Raw genomic sequence first — 19,255 nt, 5'->3', positions numbered from 1 at the left:
ACCGACCGGCAGTTTACCCCGAGGGTGGGGGCGGACAAGGCTTGACAGTCCCTGTTGCCAGGCCTTGCCGCCCGCCCCGTGGAAGCGTCAGCTGACGCGGAACAGCGCCGGCAGCGGCTCGCCGCCGATGTAGTGGCGGGCGCGGACCTGTCGGCGCTGCTGGATCAGCGCGACTTCGGCCAGGCAGGCGGTTTCCCAGGCCAGGCGGCGCTCGCGCGGCGTGCCGCGCGGGCGCGCTTCGGCGCGGAAGCGGCAGAAGTCGCCGTAGTCGAGCGTTTCATCGGCGAAGGCCGGCCAGGCCAGTTCGACCAGCAGGGCGTCGTCGAGGTGGCCCAGCAACGGCTGGGTGTCGGGGATCAGGTCATCCACCTGCTGCAGGTAGCTGATCAGCATGCGCGCGCGCTCGCGGGTATCGACGCAAACGTCCCAGTCGCTGTCGTTGAGCATCCGGCGCAGGTGCTCGGCGCGCGCCAGCCGCTCGGACAGGATGGCGACGGCGTGCTCGCGCGGCTGGTCCTGCAGCCAGCGCGCCAGCGTCACCAGCTGGTCGGCGCTGACGCGCGGGGCGTTCGGGGCGATCTGAGCGAGCAGCTGGTTGAACTGCTGCACGGCGGCGTCGCGCAGTTCGATCGGACCGACCTGTCGGCGGCGCGAATCGCGCGATTCCGGCGGCAGCGGCAGGTCGAGCGGGGCGGGGTCGTGGCGGGCGTTCATGGCGGTCTTCCGGTCTGGCCGCGGGCCACCGGAACCATTCCGGGGCCTGCGCACATCCTCTTGGATGCGCGACCAGCATGGACCGTTGCAGCGCGCGCCACGACGCCCTGAAGTCAGCGTGACGTCCGGGCTAATTCAGCGTCGCGACAGCTTCGCGCGGTTCCGCAGCGGCTCGCCGTCACACCACGCGCAACCCGCCTTCGCTCGGGCCGTAGTCGACGTAGTGCTGGCTGCGCACGCGATGCAGTTGCTCCCAGAGCGCGCCTTCCTCCATGCGCGCGGCCAGCCAGTCGTCGCGGCCCGGGTGGCCGCCGAAGTGCGCGCCGGATTCCTCGCGGAAGCGGCAGAAGTCGCGGAAATCCTCGAGCTCCTCGGCCACCATCGGCCAGGCCAGTTCGACCAGCAGGGCGTCGTCGAGCCGGCCCACGCGCGGCACGTCGTCGGGGATCAGGTCGCGTGGCTGCGAGACGTAGTCGAGCAGGCGGTAGATGCGCCGCGCCAGCGCCGGTTCCAGGCCCCAGTCGGGGTCGACCGCGAGGTCGCGCAGTTCCTGCAGGCGGCCCAGGCGCGCCTGCAGCAGCGCCTCGGACTGCGCAGGCGGCAGTTCCACCAGCCAGCGCGCGACGCTGGCGATGGCGGCGGCCTCGACGTGCGGGGCGTCCGGATGCAGTTCGTGCAGCAGCGCGTTGAAGTCGGCGACGGCCCGCGGATCGAGCGTGACCGGGGCGTCGCGGGGGTCGCCCAACAGGCCGGCGCGGGCGGCGTTCAGCGGCAGGGCGGGTGTCGCGGGAAGGGGGGCGTCATGGCGCATGGCAGTTCTCGCTGCCGGCCGGTGGAGGGCACTGCGCGTGGCTGGTCGGCGGTTGCCGCGCGCAGCCGCATCCGGCGGGATGCAAGGCTTGGTCTACGCCTGCGCGGCGCGCGTGTCAAATCCCCGGCAGCGAGGTCGCCAGGCAGGCCCGCACCGGCGCGAAGCTGCGTCGATGCTGCGGGCAGGGGCCCAGCCGGCGCAGCGCCTCGAGGTGCTCGGGCGTCGGGTAGCCCTTGTGCAGCGCGAAGCCGTAGCCGGGGTGCGCGTGTTCCAGTTCGCGCATCAGTTGGTCGCGCGCAACCTTGGCCAGGATGGACGCCGCCATGATCGCCGGCTCGCGCGCGTCGCCCTTCACCAGCGCCTGCGCGGGGCAGGGCAAGCCGGGCGGCAGGCGGTTGCCGTCGACCAGCGCCAGCGTGGCCGCGGGCGCCAGCGCGCGTACCGCGCGCGACATGCCGGCCAGGGTGGCGTGCAGGATGTTGAGGCGGTCGATCTCCTCGATCGGCACCAGCTCGAGGTGCCAGGCCAGGGCGCGCTCGCGGATCAGCGGCGCCAGGGCTTCGCGCCGCGCTTCGCTCAGTGCCTTGGAGTCGCCCAAGCCGGCGATCGGGCGCGCGGGGTCGAGGATCACCGCGGCCACCGCGACGGGCCCGGCCAGCGGCCCGCGGCCGGCTTCGTCGACGCCGGCGACGCGCGCGTCGCTCACCGCGACCCCAGCAACTCGGCCACGGCGTCGGCGGCGGCAGACGAAGCGTCGCGGCGCAGCTTCTCGTGGATGTGCAGGTAGCGCGGCAGCAGCGCGGCGCGCGCGTCGGGGCTGCGGAACCAGTGCATGACCGCCTCAGACAGGTTTTCCGGCGTGCAGTCCTGCTGCATCAGCTCGGGCACGATCGGTTCGTTGGCCAGCACGTTCGGCAGGCTGTAGCGGTTCACCCGCATCATGCCCAGCAGCATCACGATGCGGTACGTGAGCGCCGAGATGCGGTAGCCCACCACCATCGGGCGCTTGGCCAGCAGGCCTTCGAGCGCGGCGGTGCCGGACGCCAGCAGCACCACGTCGGAGGCGACCATGGCATCGTGCGCCCTGCCGTTGGTGACCATCACATTGGCCAAGGGCCGGGCCTGCAGGCCGCGCTCGATGGCGGCGCGGCAGGCGGGATTCGCCGCCGGCACCACCACCGCCAGCCCTGGCACCTGCACGGTGACGCGGCGCGCGGCTTCGATGAATTCCGGGAACAGGCGATCGATCTCGCCCAGCCGGCTGCCCGGCAGCACGGCCAGCACCGGCGCCTTGCCCGGCAGGCCCAGCCGCTCGCGCGCCGCGTCGCGATCGGGCTCGAGCGGGAAGGCGTCGGCCAGCGGGTGGCCGACGAAGCGGGCGTCCACGCCGTGGCGCTCGTAGATCGGCGGCTCCATCGGGAACAGGCAGAGCACCCGGTCGGCGCTGCGGCCGATCTTCGCGGCGCGGCCCTCGCGCCAGGCCCACACCGACGGGCTCACGTAGTGCACGGTGCGGATGCCGGCCTGCTTGAGCCGGCGTTCGAGCCCGAGGTTGAAATCCGGCGCGTCGACGCCGATGAACACGTCCGGCCGCCATGCCAGCAGGCGCCGGTGCACGGCGCGGCGCAGGCGCAGCAGGCGCGGCAGGTGCCGCAGCACCTCGGCCAGGCCCATCACCGCGAGCTCCGAGCAGTCGTGCCAGGTGTCCAGGCCTGCCGCGCGCAGGTGTTCGCCGCCGACGCCGGCGAATTCGGCGGTGGGGAAGCGCAGCCGCAGTTCGCGCACCAGCCCGGAGGCCAGCAGGTCGCCCGAGGCCTCGCCCGCGACCACCGCGATGCGCAGCTTCTTGCCGGCCGCCAGGGCCAGCTCCAGCGAGGGCGTCAGGGTGATGCCGGCCACGGCCGGTGCGCGCGGGTCAGCGCAGCAGGCCGCGCGCGCTGCGCTCGATGAACTCGAGCATCAGCCGCACGTCCTGCGATTCGGTCGCGCCCTGGGCCAGCTGCTCGCGGACCTCGGCCATCGGCTTGCCCGACATGTACAGCGCCCGGTACGCGCGTTTGATCGCGGCGATGCGGTCGGCGTCGAAACCGCGCCGCTTGAGGCCCTCGGCGTTGATGCCGCGCGGCCCGGCGTACTTGTCGGCCACCATCACGAACGGCGGCACGTCGGCATTGACCAGGCTGCCCATGCCGATGAATGCGTGGTCGCCGATCTTGCAGAACTGGTGGATGGCCGCGAAGCCGCCCAGGATCACCCAGTCGCCCAGCACGGCGTGGCCGGCCAGGGTGGCGTTGTTGGCCAGGATGCACTGGTTGCCGATGATGCAGTCGTGGGCGACGTGCACGTAGGCCATGATCCAGTTGTCGTCGCCGATGCGGGTGATGCCGCCGCCGTCGGCGGTGCCGCGGCTGAGGGTGGTGAACTCGAAGATGGTGTTGCGGTCGCCGATCACCAGCTCGGTGCGCTCGCCGCGGAACTTCTTGTCCTGCGGGTCGTTGCCGACGGTGGCGTGGGCGTGGATGACGTTGCCGCGGCCGATGCGGGTCGGGCCGGTGATGACGCAGTGCGGGCCGATGCGGGTGTCGTCGCCGACCTCGACGTCGGGACCGATGACGGCAAACGCGCCGACCTGGACGTTCGCGCCCAGCCGCGCCCCCGGATCGACCTGCGCGCTCGCGTGGATCATGTCACTCCTTGCCTTCGGCGCAGAGGATCTCGGCGCTGGCGACCACCTGGCCGTCGACGCTGGCGGCGCAGTCGTACAGCGCCATGTTGCGGATCAGGCGCTTCACCTTGACCTCGAAGTCGAGCTTGTCGCCCGGCACCACCATGCGGTTGAAGCGGGCGTTGTCCACCTTCACCAGGTAGAACAGCTTGCCCTCGCTGATCTGGTCGCGCGGCTGCGAAAGCTGGGTCAGCAGGCCGCCGGCCTGGGCCATGGCCTCGACCACCAGCACGCCGGGCATCACCGGGCGGCCCGGGAAGTGGCCCTGGAAGAACGGCTCGTTGAAGGTGACGTTCTTGTAGGCCCGGATGCGCTTGTGCGGCTCCAGCTCGACCACCCGGTCCACCAGCAGGAAGGGGTAGCGATGGGGCAGCAGGTGCAGGATGCACGAGACATCCACGGGCAGCTTGATGGCGTCGTCGCTCATCGGGTTCCTTGCGTCAATCCTTGGACAGGGCGCCTATCTTACGCGCCAGCTGGTCCAATTGCCTGAAACGGGCGCCATTCCGGCGCCACAGGCGGCTTTCCTGCACCGGCATGCCCGAGGAATATTCCCCCGGCTCGGTGATCGACTGGGTCACCAGGCTCATCGCGGTGATGGTGACCCGGTCGCAAACCTCGAGGTGGCCGGTGATGCCCACGGCGCCGCCGATCAGGCAGTAGCGGCCGATGCGCGCCGAGCCGGCGATGGCGGTGCAGCCGGCGACCGCGGTGTGGGCGCCGATGCGGACGTTGTGGCCAACCTGGATCAGGTTGTCCAGGCGCACGTCCTCGGCCAGCACCGTGTCTTCGATCGCGCCGCGGTCGATGCAGGTGTTGGCCCCGATCTCGCAGTCGTCGCCGACCACCACGCCGCCCAGCTGCGGCACCTTGATCCACTGGCCGGCGTCCATCGCCAGGCCGAAGCCGTCGGCGCCGAGCACGGCGCCGGGGTGCACGCGCACCCGCGCGCCCAATCGCACCCGCGCCACCAGGGTGACGCGCGCCACCAGCACGCTGCCCGCACCGACCACGCAGTCCTCGCCGACCACGCAGCCAGGCCCGAGCACGGCGCCGTCGGCGATGCGGCTGCGGGCGCCGATGCTGCAGAACGGACCGACCTGGGCGCCGGCGGCGACCTCGGCGCTCGCATCGACCACGGCGGCCGCGTGGATGCCGGGCACGGGCGCGGCGGCCGGCTCGAACAGCGCCGCGACCTTGGCGAACGCGGTGTAAGGGGATTTCGCGACCAGGCAGGGCACCGGGCAGTCCGCGGCGTCGGCGGCCGACACGATGACGGCGCTGGCGGCGGTGCTGGCCAGCTCGCTGCGGTAGCGGGGGTTGGCCAGGAAGGCGATCTGGCCGGCGCGGGCACCCGCGAGGGTGCCGACGCCGTCGATCAGGAGGCCGCCATCGCCGCGCAGCTCGAGCCCGAAGCGGCCGGCGAGGCCGGCCAGGTCGAAGCGGGGCGGCTGCGCGGCCAGGTCGGCTGCCTCAGAACTGGCCGCCGAAGGTGAACTGCAGGCGCTCGATCTGGTCGGAGCGCTCGCGCTGCAGCGGCAGCGCGTAGCTGATCGAGATCGGGCCCATCGGCGACTGCCACTGCACCGCCAGGCCGGTCGAGATGCGCAGGGTCTTGGCTTCCCAGTCGCCGACGCCGTTGTAGATGTTGCCGTAGTCGAGGAAGGCCGACAGGCGCGTGCTGCGGCTGTCGAACAGCGTGGGGAAGTAGAGCTCGAAGGTGCCCACGGTCTTGAACGGACCACCGATCGGCTGCCGGAAGTTCTGGTTGAACTGGTAGAACGGCCCGATCGTGTTGACCTCGAAGCCGCGGATCGAGCTCGGGCCGCCGGCGTAGTAGTTGCTGAAGAACGGCAGGCCGCAGTCGCGGGTCTCGCCCGTGACGATGTTGCCGAAATCGTCGTAGACGCGGCAGGTGCGGTCCTTGGTCACGCCGTAGCTGTCGCCGTAGCCGACGTCCAGCCCCGACTTCAGGCCCAGCCACGAGGTGATCGGGCGGTAGTTCTCGAACACGTAGCTGAGGCGGTAGTACTCGAGGTCGCTGCCCGGCAGCACGATCTCGGCGCCGATGCGGTGCAGCGTGCCGCGGGTCGGCATCAGGAAGTCGTTGCGCGAGTCGCGCTGCCAGCCGGTCTTGAGGCGCCAGGCGTTGATGTTCCAGCGGCGGTTCGGGCCGAGCGTCAGCGGGTCGGTGGTCGACGGATCGGCGTCGTCGTTCTCGATCGGGGTGAGCGGATCGTTGTCGTTGTCGACATGGAACTGCGGGAAGCGCGCGCGGTCGCCCAGCGCATCCACGAGGTAGTCGATCAGCAGCGGCGGGGTGCCGAAGTCGTCGGTGCTGATCTGGTTGCGGTCGATGCCGAGCGACATGCTGATGCTGTCGGTTTCGGTCAGCGGGATGCCCAGGATCACTTCGCCGGCGGCCACGGCGTTGTCGAACTGCGCCAGGTTGGCGTCGCGGTTCGAGTAGCTGTAATCGCTGTAGCTGAGGTTGTAGCCCAGGCTGACGCCGTCGTCGGTGAAGTACGGGTCGGTGAAGCCGAGCGAGAACTGGTTCGAGAAGCTGTTGTTCTGCACGGCCAGGCTGACGCGGTTGCCGGTGCCCAGGAAGTTGTTCTGCACCAGCTGGATGGTGGTGACCAGGCCGAAGTTCTGCTGGTAGCCCAGGCCGAAGGTGAACTGGCCCGAGTTGCGCTCCTTGACGTTGACGACCAGGTCGACCTGGTCCGGCTGGCCCGCGACCTCGGGGGTCTCGACGTCCACTTCCTCGAAGAAGCCCAGGCGCTGCAGGCGGATCTTGGAGCGGTCGATCGCGGCCTGCGAGAACCACGCGCCCTCGAACTGGCGCATCTCGCGGCGCATGACCTCGTCGGAGGTGCCGACGTTGCCCTTGAAGATGATGCGGCGGACCTGCACGCGCGGGCCCGGGTCGACGAAGAAGTTGATGCCGATCGTGCGCTTCTCGCGGTCGATGTCGGGCACCGGGTTGACCTGGGCGAAGGCGTAGCCGATGTTGCCCAGCGTGGCGACGACGGCGTCGGTGGTCAGTTCGACCAGGCGGCGCGAGAAGGTGTCGCCCTCCTTGAGGATGACCAGCTTCTCGATGTCCTCGACCGGCAGGATGGTGTCGCCCGAGACCTTGGTCGAGGAAATGGTGTAGACCTCGCCCTCGGCGATGTTCGCGGTGACGAAGATGTCGCGCTTCTCGGGGCTGATCGCGACCTGGGTGGATTCGACGTTGAAGTCGACGTAGCCGCGGTCGAGGTAGTAGTTGGTGAGCTTCTCGAGGTCGCCCGAGAGCTTCTCGCGCGAGTACTGGTCGTCGCGGCGGTACCAGGACAGCCAGTTGGTCGTGCCGGACTCCCAGCCCTTGCGGATCTCGTACTCGGGGTAGGTCTCGTTGCCGACGATGTTGATGTCGCTGATGCGCGAGGCCTTGCCCTCGACCACGGTGATCGTGATGTCCACGCGGTTGCGGTCGAGGTTGGTCACCGCCGGGGTGATCGAGGCGTTGTACTTGCCGCGGTTGTTGTACTGCCGGATCAGTTCCTGGGTCACGCGGTCCAGGGCCAGCGGGTTGAAGGTCTCGCCCTCGGCCAGGCCGATGTTGCGCAGGCCGGCCAGCAGGTCCTCGGACTTGATGTCCTTGTTGCCGGTCAGGGTGATGGTGTTGATGGCGGGCCGCTCGGTGACCACCACGACCAGGATGTCCCCCTGCCGCTCGAGCCGGACGTCGCTGAAGAAGCCGGTCTGGAACAGGGCGCGGATCGCCTCGGCCGAGCTGCTGCGGTCGAGGGTGTCGCCCTTCTCGACCGGCAGGTAGGTGAACACCGTGCCGGCGGAAATGCGCTGCAGTCCCTCGACGCGGATGTCGGAGACGGTGAAGGCGGGCTGGTTCTGTGCCTGCACGGGCCCGGCGAGGGCGGCGGCGAGCGCGAGGCTCAGGAGGCAGCGGCGAGCAATGGGTCGCGTCATCATCAATCCGTTGGCGGCGGGCGCAAGGGCGCCCGCGAAAGGGGTGGGGTCAGGAACCGAGCCGGAGAATGTCGTTGTAGAAGGCCAGTCCCATGAGGCTGGCCAGCATGGCCAAGCCTACGTACTGGCCCGCCACGAGCGCACGCTCGCCGACCGGGCTGCCCTTGACCAGCTCGATAAGGTAATACAGCAGGTGCCCCCCATCCAAGACCGGGATGGGCAGCAGGTTCATGATGCACAGGCTCAGGGACAGGATCGCGAGGAAATTCAGGAACCAGGCCGGGCCCAGGCTGGCGCTGCCGTGGGCGACCCGGGCGATGGTGATGGGCCCCGAGATGTTCTGCAGCGAGGCCTTGCCGGTGACCATCCGCCAGAGCATCCCGACCACGTCCGAGGCCATCTGGCCGGTCTGGGCCAGGGCCACGGGAACCGCCCGGAGCGGGTTGTAGCGCAGCAGGGCGTCCTGTTCCGGGGCCGCGGCCATCACGCCCAGGACCCAGGTGGCGGCCTCGCCCTCGCCCACCAGGCGGGGATCCACCGGCACGGTGACCCGGCTGCCGCCGCGCTCGACCACCAGGTCCAGGGTGCGGCCGGGGGCCGACAGGCGCTGCAGGGTCGGGCCGATCTGGTCGTAGCCGAGCAGGGGTTCGCCATTGATCGAGACGATGCGGTCGCCGACCTGGAGCCGGCCCTCGGCGGCGCCGCCAGGCTGGAGCCCGCCGACCACGGGGGGGAACCGAAGCATGAAGCCCAGGTCCTCGAACGGCTGTTCCTCGCGCAGGGCCTGGCCGGGGCGGTCCAGCGGCAGCTGGCGGACGGCCTCGCGGCCCTCGGCGGTGCGGACCCGCACCGCGGTCGGCGCGCGGTCCATGATGGCGGTCGACAGGGCGATGCCGGCATCGGTCCAGGTCGGCGTCTCGCGGTCGCCCACGGCCAGCAGGCGGTCGCCCGGGGCGAAGCCGGCCTCCGCGGCGATGCCCTCGACCCGCCCGAGCTCGGGCACCGCGTCGGGCTTGCCGATCACGAACATCAGCCAGAGCAGGGCAATGCACAGCAGCAGGTTCGCCACCGGGCCGGCCGCGACGATCGCGATGCGCTGGTAGACCGACTTGGCGTTGAAGCTTTCGTGGCGCTCGTGCGGGGCGACTTCGACCTCGCGCTCGTCGAGCATCTTCACGTAGCCGCCCAGCGGCAGCATGGCCACCACGTACTCGGTGCCGTCCTTGCCGCGACGGGTCCAGAGCGGCTTGCCGAAGCCGACCGAGAAGCGCAGCACGCGCACGCCGCAGCGGCGCGCCACCCAGTAGTGGCCGAATTCATGGAAGGTGACGAGGATGCCGAGGCTGACGATCAGCCACCAGATCGAGCCAAAGAATTCGGTCATCGCGGCCCCCCGCGGGCGACGAGGTCGCGGGCCAGGCGCCGGGCTTCGGCGTCGGTGGCCATCAGGTCGTCCAGGGAGCCGGCGGGCGATGCGGGCATGGCGTCTAGGCAGGCCTGGATGAGGTCGGGAATGCCAAGGAAACCGAGTTCGCCCTGAAGAAAGGCTGAAACCGCGATTTCGTTCGCCGCGTTCAGCACCGCGGGCGCGGTGCCGCCGGCCTCCAGCGCGCGGAAGGCCAGGGCCAGGCAGGGGAAGGCGTCGAGGTCGGGCGGCTCGAAATCAAAGCGCGCCAGCGCCGCAAGGTCCAGCGGCGCCACGCCCGAATCGATGCGCTCGGGCCAGGCCAGGCCATAGGCGATGGCCGTGCGCATGTCCGGGTTGCCCAGCTGCGCCAGCACCGAGCCGTCCACGTAGTCCACCAGCGAGTGGATGACGCTCTGCGGGTGCACCACCACCTCGATGCGCCCGGACGGCAGGCCGAACAGGTGCCGGGCCTCGATCACTTCCAGTCCCTTGTTCATCAGCGTGGCCGAGTCGACCGAGATCTTGCGGCCCATCACCCAGTTCGGGTGCGCGCAGGCCTGGTCGGGGGTCACCGACGCCAGGGACTCGCGCTTGCGGCCGCGGAACGGCCCGCCGGAGGCGGTCAGCAGCAGGCGGCGCACGCCGCCGCGCCCGCCGTCGGCCGGCAGGCACTGGAAGATGGCGTTGTGCTCGCTGTCCACCGGCAGCAGGGTGGCGCCGCCTTCGGCGACGGCCTGCATCAGCAGGTCGCCGGCCAGCACCACCGATTCCTTGTTGGCCAGCAGCAGGCGCTTGCCGGCGCGGGCCGCGGCCAGGGTGGAAGCGACGCCGGCGGCGCCGACGATGGCGGCCACCACGACGTCGTTGGCCGGATCGGCCGCGATCTCTTCGAGCGCCGCCGGCCCCGCCAGCGCGCGCGTGGGCAGGGCCAGGGCACGCAGCCCGTCCCGCAGCGCGGCATAGGCTTCCGGATCGGTGACCACGGCTGAATCAGGCCGGAACCGGGCGCACAGCGCCAGCAGCTCATCGACCCGGGAGTGGGCGCTGAGCGCACCGACCCGGAAGCGCCCGGGATGCCGCGCGACGACGTCGAGGGTGGAGCCGCCGATCGAACCGGTGGCTCCCAGCAGCGCGATCGTCTTCAGAGGCCCAGCCATGCCTTGCCCACCACGAACACCGGCAGCGCGGCGAGCAAGCTGTCGAGCCGGTCCATCAGGCCGCCGTGGCCGGGGAAGAGGGCGCCGGAGTCCTTCACGCCCGAGTGCCGTTTCATCAGGCTCTCGAACAGGTCGCCCACCACCGAGATCGCCGCGGTAAGGACGGTCAGCAGCACCAGCGCCGGCAGCGACGACCAGCCCAGGCCCAGCAGGGGCAGCGCCGCGACCGCCAGCAGCGCGCTGGTGGCCAGGCCCCCCCAGACGCCCTCCCAGGTCTTGCCGGGGCTGATCGCGGGCGCCAGCTTGCGCCGGCCCCAGCGCGAGCCGGCGAAGTAGGCGCCGCTGTCGGCGGCCCACACCAGCAGCACCGCGAACAGGGTCCAGCGCGGGCCGAAGTCGCCCTCGGCATGCAGCCAGCCCAACGCACACCAGGCCGGCACCACGCACAGGCTGCCGGCGAGCAGCTTGATGCCGCGCGCGGCCTGGCCATCGCCCTGGCCGAAGCCCGGCCGCGCCAGCCACAGGCAGACCAGCGCCCACCAGGCCACGCCGACCAGGCTGGCCAGCTTCAGGGTGAACAGGCTGGGTCCGCCGCCCCAGACCAGGGCCGCCATCATCAGCGCGTTGGCGGTCAGGAACAGAACGCGCGGGGTCTTGTCCTCGAGCCCGGCGAAGGCGGTCCATTCCCACAGGCCCGCCAGCATCACCGCGGCGACCAGCGCCGCCAGCCAGGGCGTGGGCAGGAACAGCAGCGCCAGGATCGGCAGCGGCGCGAGGACCAGGGCCGTGGTGACGCGCTGTCGACGGCTCATGCATTGCTCCCGGCCACCTGGGCACTGGTCAGGCCGAAGCGACGTTCGCGGTCGGCGAAGTCGGCGAGGGCGGCATCCAGCACCGTGCGATCGAGGTCGGGCCAGAGGGTTTCGGTGAACCACAGCTCGGTATAGGCCAGCTGCCACAGCAGGAAATTGCTGATGCGCAGGTCGCCGCCGGTGCGGATGAAGAGATCGGGGGCGGGCAGCGCCGCCAGCCCCATGTGGCGGCCGACGAGGGCCTCGTTGATGGTGGCCGGGTCCAGCCGGCCCGCCGCGGCCTCGGCCGCGAGCCGGCGGCAGGCCTCGGTGATGTCCCAGCGGCCGCCGTAGCCGGCCGCGATCGTCAGCACCAGGCGCGGCGTGGCGGGGCCGGTGGCCTCGGCCTGCGCCATCCGGGCGCGGATCGCTTCGGGGAACTGCGCGCGCTCGCCGATGAAGGCCACCCGCACGCCGCGGCGGTGCAGTTCGTCGACCTCGGAGTCGAGCATGCGCAGGAACAGCTTCATCAGCGCGCCGACTTCCTCCGGCGGCCGGTTCCAGTTCTCGCTGGAAAAGGCGAACAGCGTGAGCGCCTCGATGCCGCGGTCCAGGCAATAGTCGACGCAGACCTGCACGGCCTTCGCGCCGGCGCGGTGGCCGAGGGTGCGCGGGCGCTGGCGGCGCTCGGCCCAGCGCCCGTTGCCGTCCATGATGACGGCGAGGTGGCGGGGCAGGCGCGCGGCGGGCGGGGCGGCGGTCATTCGGGCGGCGTGGCTCAGACCGCCATCAGTTCCTGTTCCTTGGCCTTCACCACTTCGTCCACGTCCTTGACGTGCTTGTCGGTGAGCTTCTGGATCTCGTCCTCGGCGCGGCGGGCGTCGTCCTCGGTGACCTGCTTTTCCTTCAGCAGTTCCTTGACGTGCTGAATCGCGTCGCGGCGGATGTTGCGGATGGCGACCTTGGAGTTCTCGCCCTCGGCGTGCACGTGCTTGGAGAGCTCCTTTCGGCGCTCCTCGGTCAGCGGCGGCAGGTTGATGCGGATGGCGGTGCCGGCGGTGTTCGGGTTCAGGCCCAGGTCGGAGGACAGGATGGCCTTCTCGACCGCGGCGACCATGCCCTTCTCCCAGGGCGTGATCAGCAGCGAGCGGGCGTCGGCGACCGACACCGTAGCGACCTGCGACAGCGGCATGTCCGAACCGTAGTAGTTCACCTTCAGGTGGTCGACCAGGGCGGTGGTGGCGCGGCCGGTGCGCAGCTTGGTGAGCTCCTGGCGGAAGCCGTCCACGCTCTTGGCCATGCGGGTGGTGGCGTCTTTCTTGATGTCGTTCAGCATCTGGGGCTCCGCGTCGGATCTGGGCAGTCGGGCATTATAGGCGGGCAGGGGGCCGGTGGTTCAGGCGCAGACCAGGGTGCCCAGGTCCTCGCCCCGGAGGATCCGCATCAGCGCACCGGGCTGCATCATGTCGTAGATGCGCAGCGGCACCTGGTTGTCGCGGCACAGGGCGAAGGCGGCGGTGTCCATCACCTGCAGGTTGCGGGCGATCACCTCGTCGTAGCTCAGGCGGTCGAACTTCTTCGCGCCCGGGTTCTTCTTCGGGTCCGAATCGTAGATGCCGTCGACCTTGGTGGCCTTGAGCAGCAGGTCGGCGCCGATCTCGCTGGCGCGCAGCGCCGCGGCCGAGTCGGTGGTGAAGAAGGGGTTGCCGGTGCCGGCCGCGAACAGGGCGATGCGGCCCTTCTCCATGTGCCGGATGGCGCGGCGGCGGATGTAGTCCTCGCACACCTCGTTGATCTTGATCGCGCTCATCACGCGGGCGAAGCCGCCCTGCTTCTCGAGCGCATCGGCCATGGCCAGCGCGTTGATGACGGTGGCCAGCATGCCCATGTGGTCGCCGGTGACGCGGTCCATGCCGGCCGCGGCCAGGCCGGCGCCGCGGAAGATGTTGCCGCCGCCGATCACCAGGCCCACTTCGGCGCCCGCGCGCTGCACCGCGACGATCTCGGCCGCCAGGTCGCTGATCACCACCGGGTCGATGCCGTAGTCCACGTTCCCCATCAGGGCCTCGCCGGAGAGCTTGAGCAGGATGCGGCGGTACTTCAGGGGGGCGGCGCTCATGGGTCTCTCCGGGGGCAGGCAAACGCGCAGATTCTAGCCGATCGCCGGGTCTGTCGTGACGGGGATGTAACTTTCCTGTTTTAACGCGGATTTACGCGGAAGGAAGCGGATGAGGGCGGATAGGGCGAGAACGCTTGGATCGGATGCTCGCTTCGCAACGTCGGCGCGGCAATCGGTGGGCAGAAAAAACCCCGCGTTTTCGCGGGGTTTTTTCTTGCGCCGGATCCTGCCTGGAGGATAGCCCCCTTGGTAAGGGGGCGCGCCGAAGGCGCGGGGATCGGGAGTGGTGAGGCCAGGGCCCGCGATTCGCGAAGCGAATCGTGGGGGTGTCACAGGCGAATGCCTGTTACACCGCCATGGCCTTCGCGACTTCCGCCGCGTAGTCCTCGACGACCTTCTCGATGCCTTCGCCGACGGCCAGGCGCTGGAAGCCGATGACTTCGGCGCCGGCGGCCTTCAGGGTGGCCTCGACCGACAGGTCGGTGTTGAGCACGTACGGCTGGCCGTAGAGGGTGACCTCGTTGACGATCTTGGCGACCTTGCCGCCGATGATCTTCTCGAGGATCTCGGCCGGCTTGGCGCGGTCCTTGTCGGACATCTTGGCCAGCTCGATTTCCTTTTCCTTGGCCAGGAAGTCGGCCGGCACGTCGGCCGCCTTGTTGTACGGCGGGTTCATCGCCGCCACGTGCATGGCGATGCCGCGGGCCAGGTCGGCGTCGCCGCCCTTGAGTTCGACCAGCACGCCGATGCGGCCGCCATGGATGTAGGCGGCGACGTGGTTGGCGGTGTCGACACGGGCCAGGCGGCGCACGTCGACCTTCTCGCCAACCTTGGCGATGACCGCGGCGCGGCCTTCCTCGACCGTCTCGCCCGAGGCGAGCTTGGCCGACTTCAGGGCTTCCGCGTCAGCGGCGCCCGAGGCCAGCGCGGCCTGCGCGACGGCGGCGGTGAAGGCCAGGAAGTTGTCGTCCTTGGCCACGAAATCGGTCTCGGAGTTGACCTCGACCAGCACGGCCTTGCCGCCGTCCTGCGCGGCCACGATGCGGCCCTCGGCGGCGACGCGGTCGGCCTTCTTGTCGGCCTTGGCCAGGCCCGACTTGCGCAGCCACTCGGCGGCGGCGTCGATGTTGCCGGCGTTCTCGGTGAGCGCCTTCTTGCACTCCATCATGCCGGCGCCGGTGCGCTCGCGCAGGTCCTTGACCAGGGATGCGGTGATTTCCATGGGGTTCTCCAGAATCAGTGGGGGTCGCGGCGGCGCAGTGCCGCCTCGGCCGGGATGGGGCCGCGGCGCACTGTGGCGCCGCGGCATGACGCCGCGGTGACTTACTTGGCGGCGCGGGGCGCGCGCGGGGCGCGCTTGGCGTCGTCGCGCGGGGCGCGCGGACCGCGCGGGGCGGCCTTCTTGTCTTCCTTGGCGACCGGGTTGCCCTCGGCGTCGAGCTCGACGAACTCGTCGGCGGCCACGTGCGCCTGCGGCGAAGCGGCCTTGCCCTCGAGCACGGCGTCGGCCGCGGCGCGGACGTACAGCTGCACGGCGCGGATGGCGTCGTCGTTGCCCGGGATGGCGTAGTCCACCAGGTTGGGGTCGTAGTTGGTGTCGACCACGGCGATGACCGGGATGCCGAGCTTCTTGGCTTCCTGCACGGCGATGTTCTCGTGGCCGATGTCGATCACGAACAGCGCGTCCGGCAGGCGGTTCATTTCCTTGATGCCGCCCAGCGAGGCTTCCAGCTTGTCGCGCTCGCGGCGCAGGCCCAGCACTTCATGCTTGACCAGCTTCTCGAAGGTGCCGTCGGTCTCGGCGGCCTCGAGCTCCTTCAGGCGGGCGACCGACTTCTTCACGGTGGCGAAGTTGGTCAGGGTGCCGCCGAGCCAGCGCATGCTCATGTACGGCATGTTGCAGCGGATGGCCTCTTCCTTGATGGACTCGCGTGCCGAGCGCTTGGTGCCGACGAACAGCACGGTGCCGCGCTTCTGGGCGATGCCCGAGATGAAGTTCATCGCGTCGACGAAGAGCGGGAGGGTCTTCTCGAGGTTGATGATGTGGATCTTGCCGCGGGCGCCGAAGATGTACGGGCCCATCTTGGGGTTCCAGTAGCGGGTCTGGTGGCCGAAGTGCACGCCGGCTTCCAGCATCTGGCGCATGGTGACCTGGGACATTGCGAATTTCCTTTCACGACAGGGAGCCGGCCGCACGCTGGCGGCTTCGGAGCTCCGGGGTTGGGCCTCCACCAGGCGGCCGTCTCGAACCTCGGGAAGTCCCGAGGCACCCCGGGACGGGGGATGGCCTGGTGTGTGTATTCACCGGTGACGCCCGGCGTGGGCGGTTCGAAGGCGGACCGTGCCGTTGGGGGAACGGGCCGTTTCGAGCCGCGGGAGTATAGCCCGCTGGCCTAACCCCCCGCAAGTAATGGATAATCCCGGCCCATGAGGATCACCCTGAAGAGCCCCGAAGACATCGAGCGCATGCGCGTCGCCGGCCGCCTGGCCGCCGAGGTGCTGCAGGTCGTCGCCCCCCACGTGAAGCCGGGCGTGACCACGGCCGAGCTGGACCGGATCTGCCACGACCACATCGTCGACGTCCAGAAGGCCATCCCGGCCAACGTCGGCTACAAGGGCTTCCCGGCCACGGTCTGCACCTCGGTCAACAACGTCATCTGCCACGGCATCCCGAGCGAGTCCAAGGTCCTCAAGGACGGCGACATCATCAACATCGACGTCACCGTCATCAAGGACGGCTGGCACGGCGACACCAGCCGGATGTACTTCGTGGGCGAGCCCAGCATCAAGGCCCGGCGCCTGGTCGAGGTCACCCGCGAGGCCATGTTCCGCGGTATCCGCGTGGTCAAGCCGGGCGCCACCCTGGGCGACATCGGCCACGCCATCCAGAAGTACGCCGAGTCCGAGCGCTTCTCGGTGGTGCGCGAGTACTGCGGCCACGGCATCGGCCAGATCTACCACGAGGACCCGCAGGTGCTGCACTACGGCCAGCCGATGTCCGGCGTGGTGCTGCAGAAGGGCATGACCTTCACCATCGAGCCGATGATCAACGAGGGCAGCCGCCACACCAAGCTGCTGGGCGATGGCTGGACCGTGGTCACCCGCGACAAGTCGCTGTCGGCCCAGTGGGAGCACACGGTGGCCGTCACCGACGACGGCGTCGAGATCCTCACCCGCCTGCCCGGCGACGACAACGAGCTGTGACCGGGGCCGGCCGGTGAGCGCCGTCCCCACGCCCGAACCCCCGCTGGCGGCCGCCCTGGCCGCGGCCGCCGACGACGGCGCCTGGCGCGAGGCCGCCAAGGCCGGCCTGGCCGCGCGTCGCACCGAACTGCGCCGCCGTTTCGAGGCCGGCGAAGCCATCGACCGCCTGGTTGGCCTGTGCTGCGAGGCCAGCGACACGGTGGTGGCCTCGGCCTGGGCCCGCTGCCTCCCGCCCGGCGCCCCGCTGCAGCTGCTGGCCACCGGCGGCTATGGCCGGGCCGAGCTCTACCCGCAGTCCGACATCGACCTGCTGGTGCTGGGCGAGCCTGCCGCGCAGAAGGCGCACGAGGCCGCCATTGGCCGCTTCTTTTCACTGCTGTGGGATGCCGGCCTGGCCACCAGCCAGGCGGTGCGCTCGCTGGCGCAGTGCGTCGAGGCCGCGCGCGAGGACATCACCGTGCTGACCTCGCTGATGGAATGCCGCGCCCTGGCCGGCGACGACGGTGCCCCCGCGGCCCTCGCCGCCGCGCTGGCGCCGACCCATCTGTGGCCGCCGGCCGACTACTTCGCCGCCAAGCGCGAGGAACAGCGCGCCCGCCACGCCCGCTTCCACGACACCGCCCACAACCTCGAGCCCAACCTCAAGGAAGGCCCGGGCGGCCTGCGCGACCTGCAGACCGTGACCTGGATGGGCATGCGCCTGTACGGCGTGCCCGGCCTGCGCGCGCTGGTGCCGCTGGGCCTGCTGGGCGAGGACGAATGCGCCAGCCTCGAGCGGGAGTGGCGCCAGCTCGCGCGCCTGCGCTTCGGCCTGCACCTGCTGGCCGGCCGGCGCGAGGAGCGCCTGGGCTTCGACCACCAGAAGACGCTGGCGGCGATGCTGGGCCTGAAGGACGAGCACCGCGACAACCTCGCGGTCGAACAGATGATGCAGGCCTTCTTCCGCAGCGCCGCCACGGTGATGCGGATCAACGACCGCCTGCTGCAGCGCTTCGAGGAGCAGCTTTCGGGCGAGGAATCACCGGTGCCGGTGGCCGAGGGCTATGAGCTGCGCCACGGCTACCTGGCGATGCGCGCGCCCGAGCGGCTGCGCGAGGGCCTGGCGCCGATGCTCGAGCTTTTCGCGGCCTGGGACCAGGCGCCGCAGGCCCGCGGCCTGCACTCGGAGACGGCGCGCGCGCTGGGCGAGTCGCTGTCCGCGATCCGGCCCTGCGACGAGCAGCCGCCCGGAGTGCGCCAGCAGTTCATGGCGCTGCTGGAATCCCCGCAGGCCGTGGCCACGCTCACGCGCATGGCCCGGCTGGGCGTGCTGGCGCGCTACCTGCCGGCCTTCGGCAAGGTCTCGGGGCGCATGCAGTACGACCTGTTCCATGTCTACACCGTCGACCAGCACACGCTCACCGTGCTGGCGCACATGGACGGCTTCGCGCGCCGCGCCGACGAGCGCTTCGCGATCGCGCACGAAGTGCTGCCGCGCCTGCGCAAGCCGCACCTGCTGCTGCTGGCCGGGCTGTTCCACGACATCGCCAAGGGCCGCGGCGGCGACCATTCCGAGCTCGGCGCGGTGGACGCGCGCGAGTTCGCCGCGGTGCACGCGCTGCCCGCCGCCGACGGCGACCTGGTGGCGTGGCTGGTCGAACAGCACCTGCTGATGTCGGTGACGGCGCAGCGCCAGGACATCTCGGATCCCGAGGTCGTCGCGCGCTTCGCCAACAGGGTCGCCGACCGCGAACACCTCGACTACCTGTACCTGCTCACCTGCGCCGACATCGCCGGCACCAGCCCCAAGCTCTGGAACGCCTGGAAGGACCGGCTGCTGGCCGACCTGTACTCGGCCACGCGCTTCGCCCTGCGCCGCGGCCTGGAAAACCCGGTCCACGCCAACGAAATCATGGCCGAGACCCGCGCCAAGGCGATGGAGCGCCTGCTGGGCGAAGGCCTGGACGAGGCCGCGGTGGAACGGATCTGGGCGGCGTATCCCGACGTCGGCTTCCTGCGCTACCGGCCCGAGCAGATCGCCTGGCAGACGCGCGGCATCGCCGAGTCGGAGGCAGGCGACACCGTGGTGCTGGTGCGGCCGCACCTGCAGGCGGGCGGGCTGGAGGTGTTCGTGCGCGCGCTCGACCGCGACGGCCTGTTCGCGGCGCTGGTGGCCACGCTCGACCGGCTCGGGTTGAACGTGCTCGAGGCGCGGGTGCTCAATTCCAGCGACGGCCATGCGCTCGACACCTTCCAGCTGATCGCACCGCAGGGCATCGCGCCCGAGGCCGATGCCGTGGTGGCCGCCATCAAGGCTGCGCTGCGCGACCCGGCGCGCGTGCGCCCGGTGCGCCGCGAGATCGGAAGAGCGT

At 70.7% G+C, this 19,255-nt stretch carries 18 protein-coding genes; 2 read left to right on the top strand and 16 right to left on the bottom strand.

Annotated elements, in window-relative coordinates; genetic code table 11:
- Nucleotides 1–87 precede the first annotated feature (87 nt).
- The 16 genes from Q0C12_RS07600 to rpsB all read right to left on the bottom strand — a co-directional run bounded on the left by Q0C12_RS07600 (nt 88) and on the right by rpsB (nt 15,860).
- A complete protein-coding gene (locus Q0C12_RS07600) occupies nt 88–714 on the bottom strand; it encodes a YkvA family protein (RefSeq protein ID WP_290888450.1) in 627 nt (208 codons plus the stop codon).
- A gap of 178 nt (nt 715–892) precedes the next feature.
- The gene (locus Q0C12_RS07595; RefSeq protein ID WP_290888448.1) at nt 893–1,525 is read right to left on the bottom strand and encodes a hypothetical protein; all 633 of its coding nucleotides are present in this window, start codon (nt 1,523–1,525) and stop codon (nt 893–895) included.
- Nucleotides 1,526–1,640: 115 nt separating this feature from the next.
- The gene (gene rnhB / locus Q0C12_RS07590; protein WP_290888445.1) at nt 1,641–2,231 is read right to left on the bottom strand and encodes a ribonuclease HII; all 591 of its coding nucleotides are present in this window, start codon (nt 2,229–2,231) and stop codon (nt 1,641–1,643) included.
- Complete coding sequence (lpxB, locus tag Q0C12_RS07585; RefSeq protein ID WP_290888442.1) at nt 2,228–3,424, bottom strand: lipid-A-disaccharide synthase; 1,197 nt, start codon at nt 3,422–3,424, stop codon at nt 2,228–2,230. The genes rnhB and lpxB overlap by 4 nt, the downstream gene beginning before the upstream one ends.
- 16 nt (nt 3,425–3,440) lie before the next feature.
- Complete coding sequence (gene lpxA, locus Q0C12_RS07580; RefSeq protein WP_290888439.1) at nt 3,441–4,211, bottom strand: acyl-ACP--UDP-N-acetylglucosamine O-acyltransferase; 771 nt, start codon at nt 4,209–4,211, stop codon at nt 3,441–3,443.
- A gap of 1 nt (nt 4,212) precedes the next feature.
- Nucleotides 4,213–4,677 carry a 3-hydroxyacyl-ACP dehydratase FabZ gene (gene fabZ, locus Q0C12_RS07575; protein WP_290888436.1) on the bottom strand — a complete coding sequence of 155 codons (465 nt, stop codon included), beginning with the start codon at nt 4,675–4,677 and terminating at the stop codon, nt 4,213–4,215.
- Between the two features lie 13 nt (nt 4,678–4,690).
- The gene (gene lpxD / locus Q0C12_RS07570) at nt 4,691–5,686 is read right to left on the bottom strand and encodes a UDP-3-O-(3-hydroxymyristoyl)glucosamine N-acyltransferase (protein WP_290888494.1); all 996 of its coding nucleotides are present in this window, start codon (nt 5,684–5,686) and stop codon (nt 4,691–4,693) included.
- A gap of 37 nt (nt 5,687–5,723) precedes the next feature.
- Nucleotides 5,724–8,225: an outer membrane protein assembly factor BamA gene (gene bamA, locus Q0C12_RS07565; RefSeq protein ID WP_290888434.1), complete on the bottom strand. Its 2,502-nt coding sequence runs from the start codon at nt 8,223–8,225 to the stop codon at nt 5,724–5,726.
- Between the two features lie 49 nt (nt 8,226–8,274).
- Complete coding sequence (rseP, locus tag Q0C12_RS07560; RefSeq protein ID WP_290888430.1) at nt 8,275–9,609, bottom strand: RIP metalloprotease RseP; 1,335 nt, start codon at nt 9,607–9,609, stop codon at nt 8,275–8,277.
- Nucleotides 9,606–10,790 (bottom strand): 1-deoxy-D-xylulose-5-phosphate reductoisomerase, encoded by a 1,185-nt coding sequence (locus Q0C12_RS07555; RefSeq protein WP_290888427.1) that lies wholly within the window; start codon nt 10,788–10,790, stop codon nt 9,606–9,608. Before Q0C12_RS07555 ends, rseP begins: the two co-directional genes overlap by 4 nt.
- Nucleotides 10,775–11,602 carry a phosphatidate cytidylyltransferase gene (locus tag Q0C12_RS07550; protein ID WP_290888424.1) on the bottom strand — a complete coding sequence of 276 codons (828 nt, stop codon included), beginning with the start codon at nt 11,600–11,602 and terminating at the stop codon, nt 10,775–10,777. Before Q0C12_RS07550 ends, Q0C12_RS07555 begins: the two co-directional genes overlap by 16 nt.
- On the bottom strand, nt 11,599–12,345 hold the full coding sequence (gene uppS / locus Q0C12_RS07545; protein WP_290888421.1) for a polyprenyl diphosphate synthase: 747 nt from the start codon (nt 12,343–12,345) through the stop codon (nt 11,599–11,601). The genes Q0C12_RS07550 and uppS overlap by 4 nt, the downstream gene beginning before the upstream one ends.
- A gap of 14 nt (nt 12,346–12,359) precedes the next feature.
- Nucleotides 12,360–12,917, bottom strand: coding sequence for a ribosome recycling factor (gene frr / locus Q0C12_RS07540; protein ID WP_290888418.1), 558 nt, complete (start codon nt 12,915–12,917; stop codon nt 12,360–12,362).
- A 60-nt stretch (nt 12,918–12,977) separates the two neighbouring features.
- Entirely contained in the window at nt 12,978–13,700 is a 723-nt protein-coding gene (gene pyrH / locus Q0C12_RS07535) for a UMP kinase (RefSeq protein WP_290888415.1), read from the bottom strand.
- Between the two features lie 346 nt (nt 13,701–14,046).
- Nucleotides 14,047–14,922 (bottom strand): translation elongation factor Ts, encoded by an 876-nt coding sequence (gene tsf, locus Q0C12_RS07530; protein ID WP_290888412.1) that lies wholly within the window; start codon nt 14,920–14,922, stop codon nt 14,047–14,049.
- 101 nt (nt 14,923–15,023) lie between these two features.
- Entirely contained in the window at nt 15,024–15,860 is an 837-nt protein-coding gene (gene rpsB, locus Q0C12_RS07525; RefSeq protein ID WP_290888409.1) for a 30S ribosomal protein S2, read from the bottom strand.
- A gap of 267 nt (nt 15,861–16,127) precedes the next feature.
- On the opposite strand from rpsB, the gene map reads away from it, so the two are divergent.
- Complete coding sequence (gene map, locus Q0C12_RS07520; protein ID WP_290888406.1) at nt 16,128–16,904, top strand: type I methionyl aminopeptidase; 777 nt, start codon at nt 16,128–16,130, stop codon at nt 16,902–16,904.
- A 13-nt stretch (nt 16,905–16,917) separates the two neighbouring features.
- A partial coding sequence (gene glnD / locus Q0C12_RS07515) for a [protein-PII] uridylyltransferase (RefSeq protein ID WP_343212447.1) occupies nt 16,918–19,255 on the top strand: 2,338 nt, incomplete at its 3' end.

The sequence above is a fragment of the Arenimonas sp. genome (genome assembly GCF_022842045.1).
Taxonomy (GTDB): domain Bacteria; phylum Pseudomonadota; class Gammaproteobacteria; order Xanthomonadales; family Xanthomonadaceae; genus Arenimonas.
This window is presented reverse-complemented; position numbering and strand designations above follow the sequence as displayed.

Excerpts from the sequence above, each read along its gene's own strand:
- pyrH (WP_290888415.1), bottom strand. The coding sequence starts at position 13,700 with ATGAGCGCCGCCCCCCTGAAGTACCGCCGCATCCTGCTCAAGCTCTCC.
- Q0C12_RS07550 (WP_290888424.1), bottom strand. The coding sequence starts at position 11,602 with ATGAGCCGTCGACAGCGCGTCACCACGGCCCTGGTCCTCGCGCCGCTG.
- bamA (WP_290888434.1), bottom strand. The coding sequence starts at position 8,225 with ATGACGCGACCCATTGCTCGCCGCTGCCTCCTGAGCCTCGCGCTCGCC.
- lpxA (WP_290888439.1), bottom strand. The coding sequence starts at position 4,211 with ATGATCCACGCGAGCGCGCAGGTCGATCCGGGGGCGCGGCTGGGCGCG.
- fabZ (WP_290888436.1), bottom strand. The coding sequence starts at position 4,677 with ATGAGCGACGACGCCATCAAGCTGCCCGTGGATGTCTCGTGCATCCTG.
- uppS (WP_290888421.1), bottom strand. The coding sequence starts at position 12,345 with ATGACCGCCGCCCCGCCCGCCGCGCGCCTGCCCCGCCACCTCGCCGTC.
- map (WP_290888406.1), top strand. The coding sequence starts at position 16,128 with ATGAGGATCACCCTGAAGAGCCCCGAAGACATCGAGCGCATGCGCGTC.
- Q0C12_RS07555 (WP_290888427.1), bottom strand. The coding sequence starts at position 10,790 with ATGGCTGGGCCTCTGAAGACGATCGCGCTGCTGGGAGCCACCGGTTCG.
- frr (WP_290888418.1), bottom strand. The coding sequence starts at position 12,917 with ATGCTGAACGACATCAAGAAAGACGCCACCACCCGCATGGCCAAGAGC.
- tsf (WP_290888412.1), bottom strand. The coding sequence starts at position 14,922 with ATGGAAATCACCGCATCCCTGGTCAAGGACCTGCGCGAGCGCACCGGC.
- Q0C12_RS07595 (WP_290888448.1), bottom strand. The coding sequence starts at position 1,525 with ATGCGCCATGACGCCCCCCTTCCCGCGACACCCGCCCTGCCGCTGAAC.
- rpsB (WP_290888409.1), bottom strand. The coding sequence starts at position 15,860 with ATGTCCCAGGTCACCATGCGCCAGATGCTGGAAGCCGGCGTGCACTTC.
- Q0C12_RS07600 (WP_290888450.1), bottom strand. The coding sequence starts at position 714 with ATGAACGCCCGCCACGACCCCGCCCCGCTCGACCTGCCGCTGCCGCCG.
- rseP (WP_290888430.1), bottom strand. The coding sequence starts at position 9,609 with ATGACCGAATTCTTTGGCTCGATCTGGTGGCTGATCGTCAGCCTCGGC.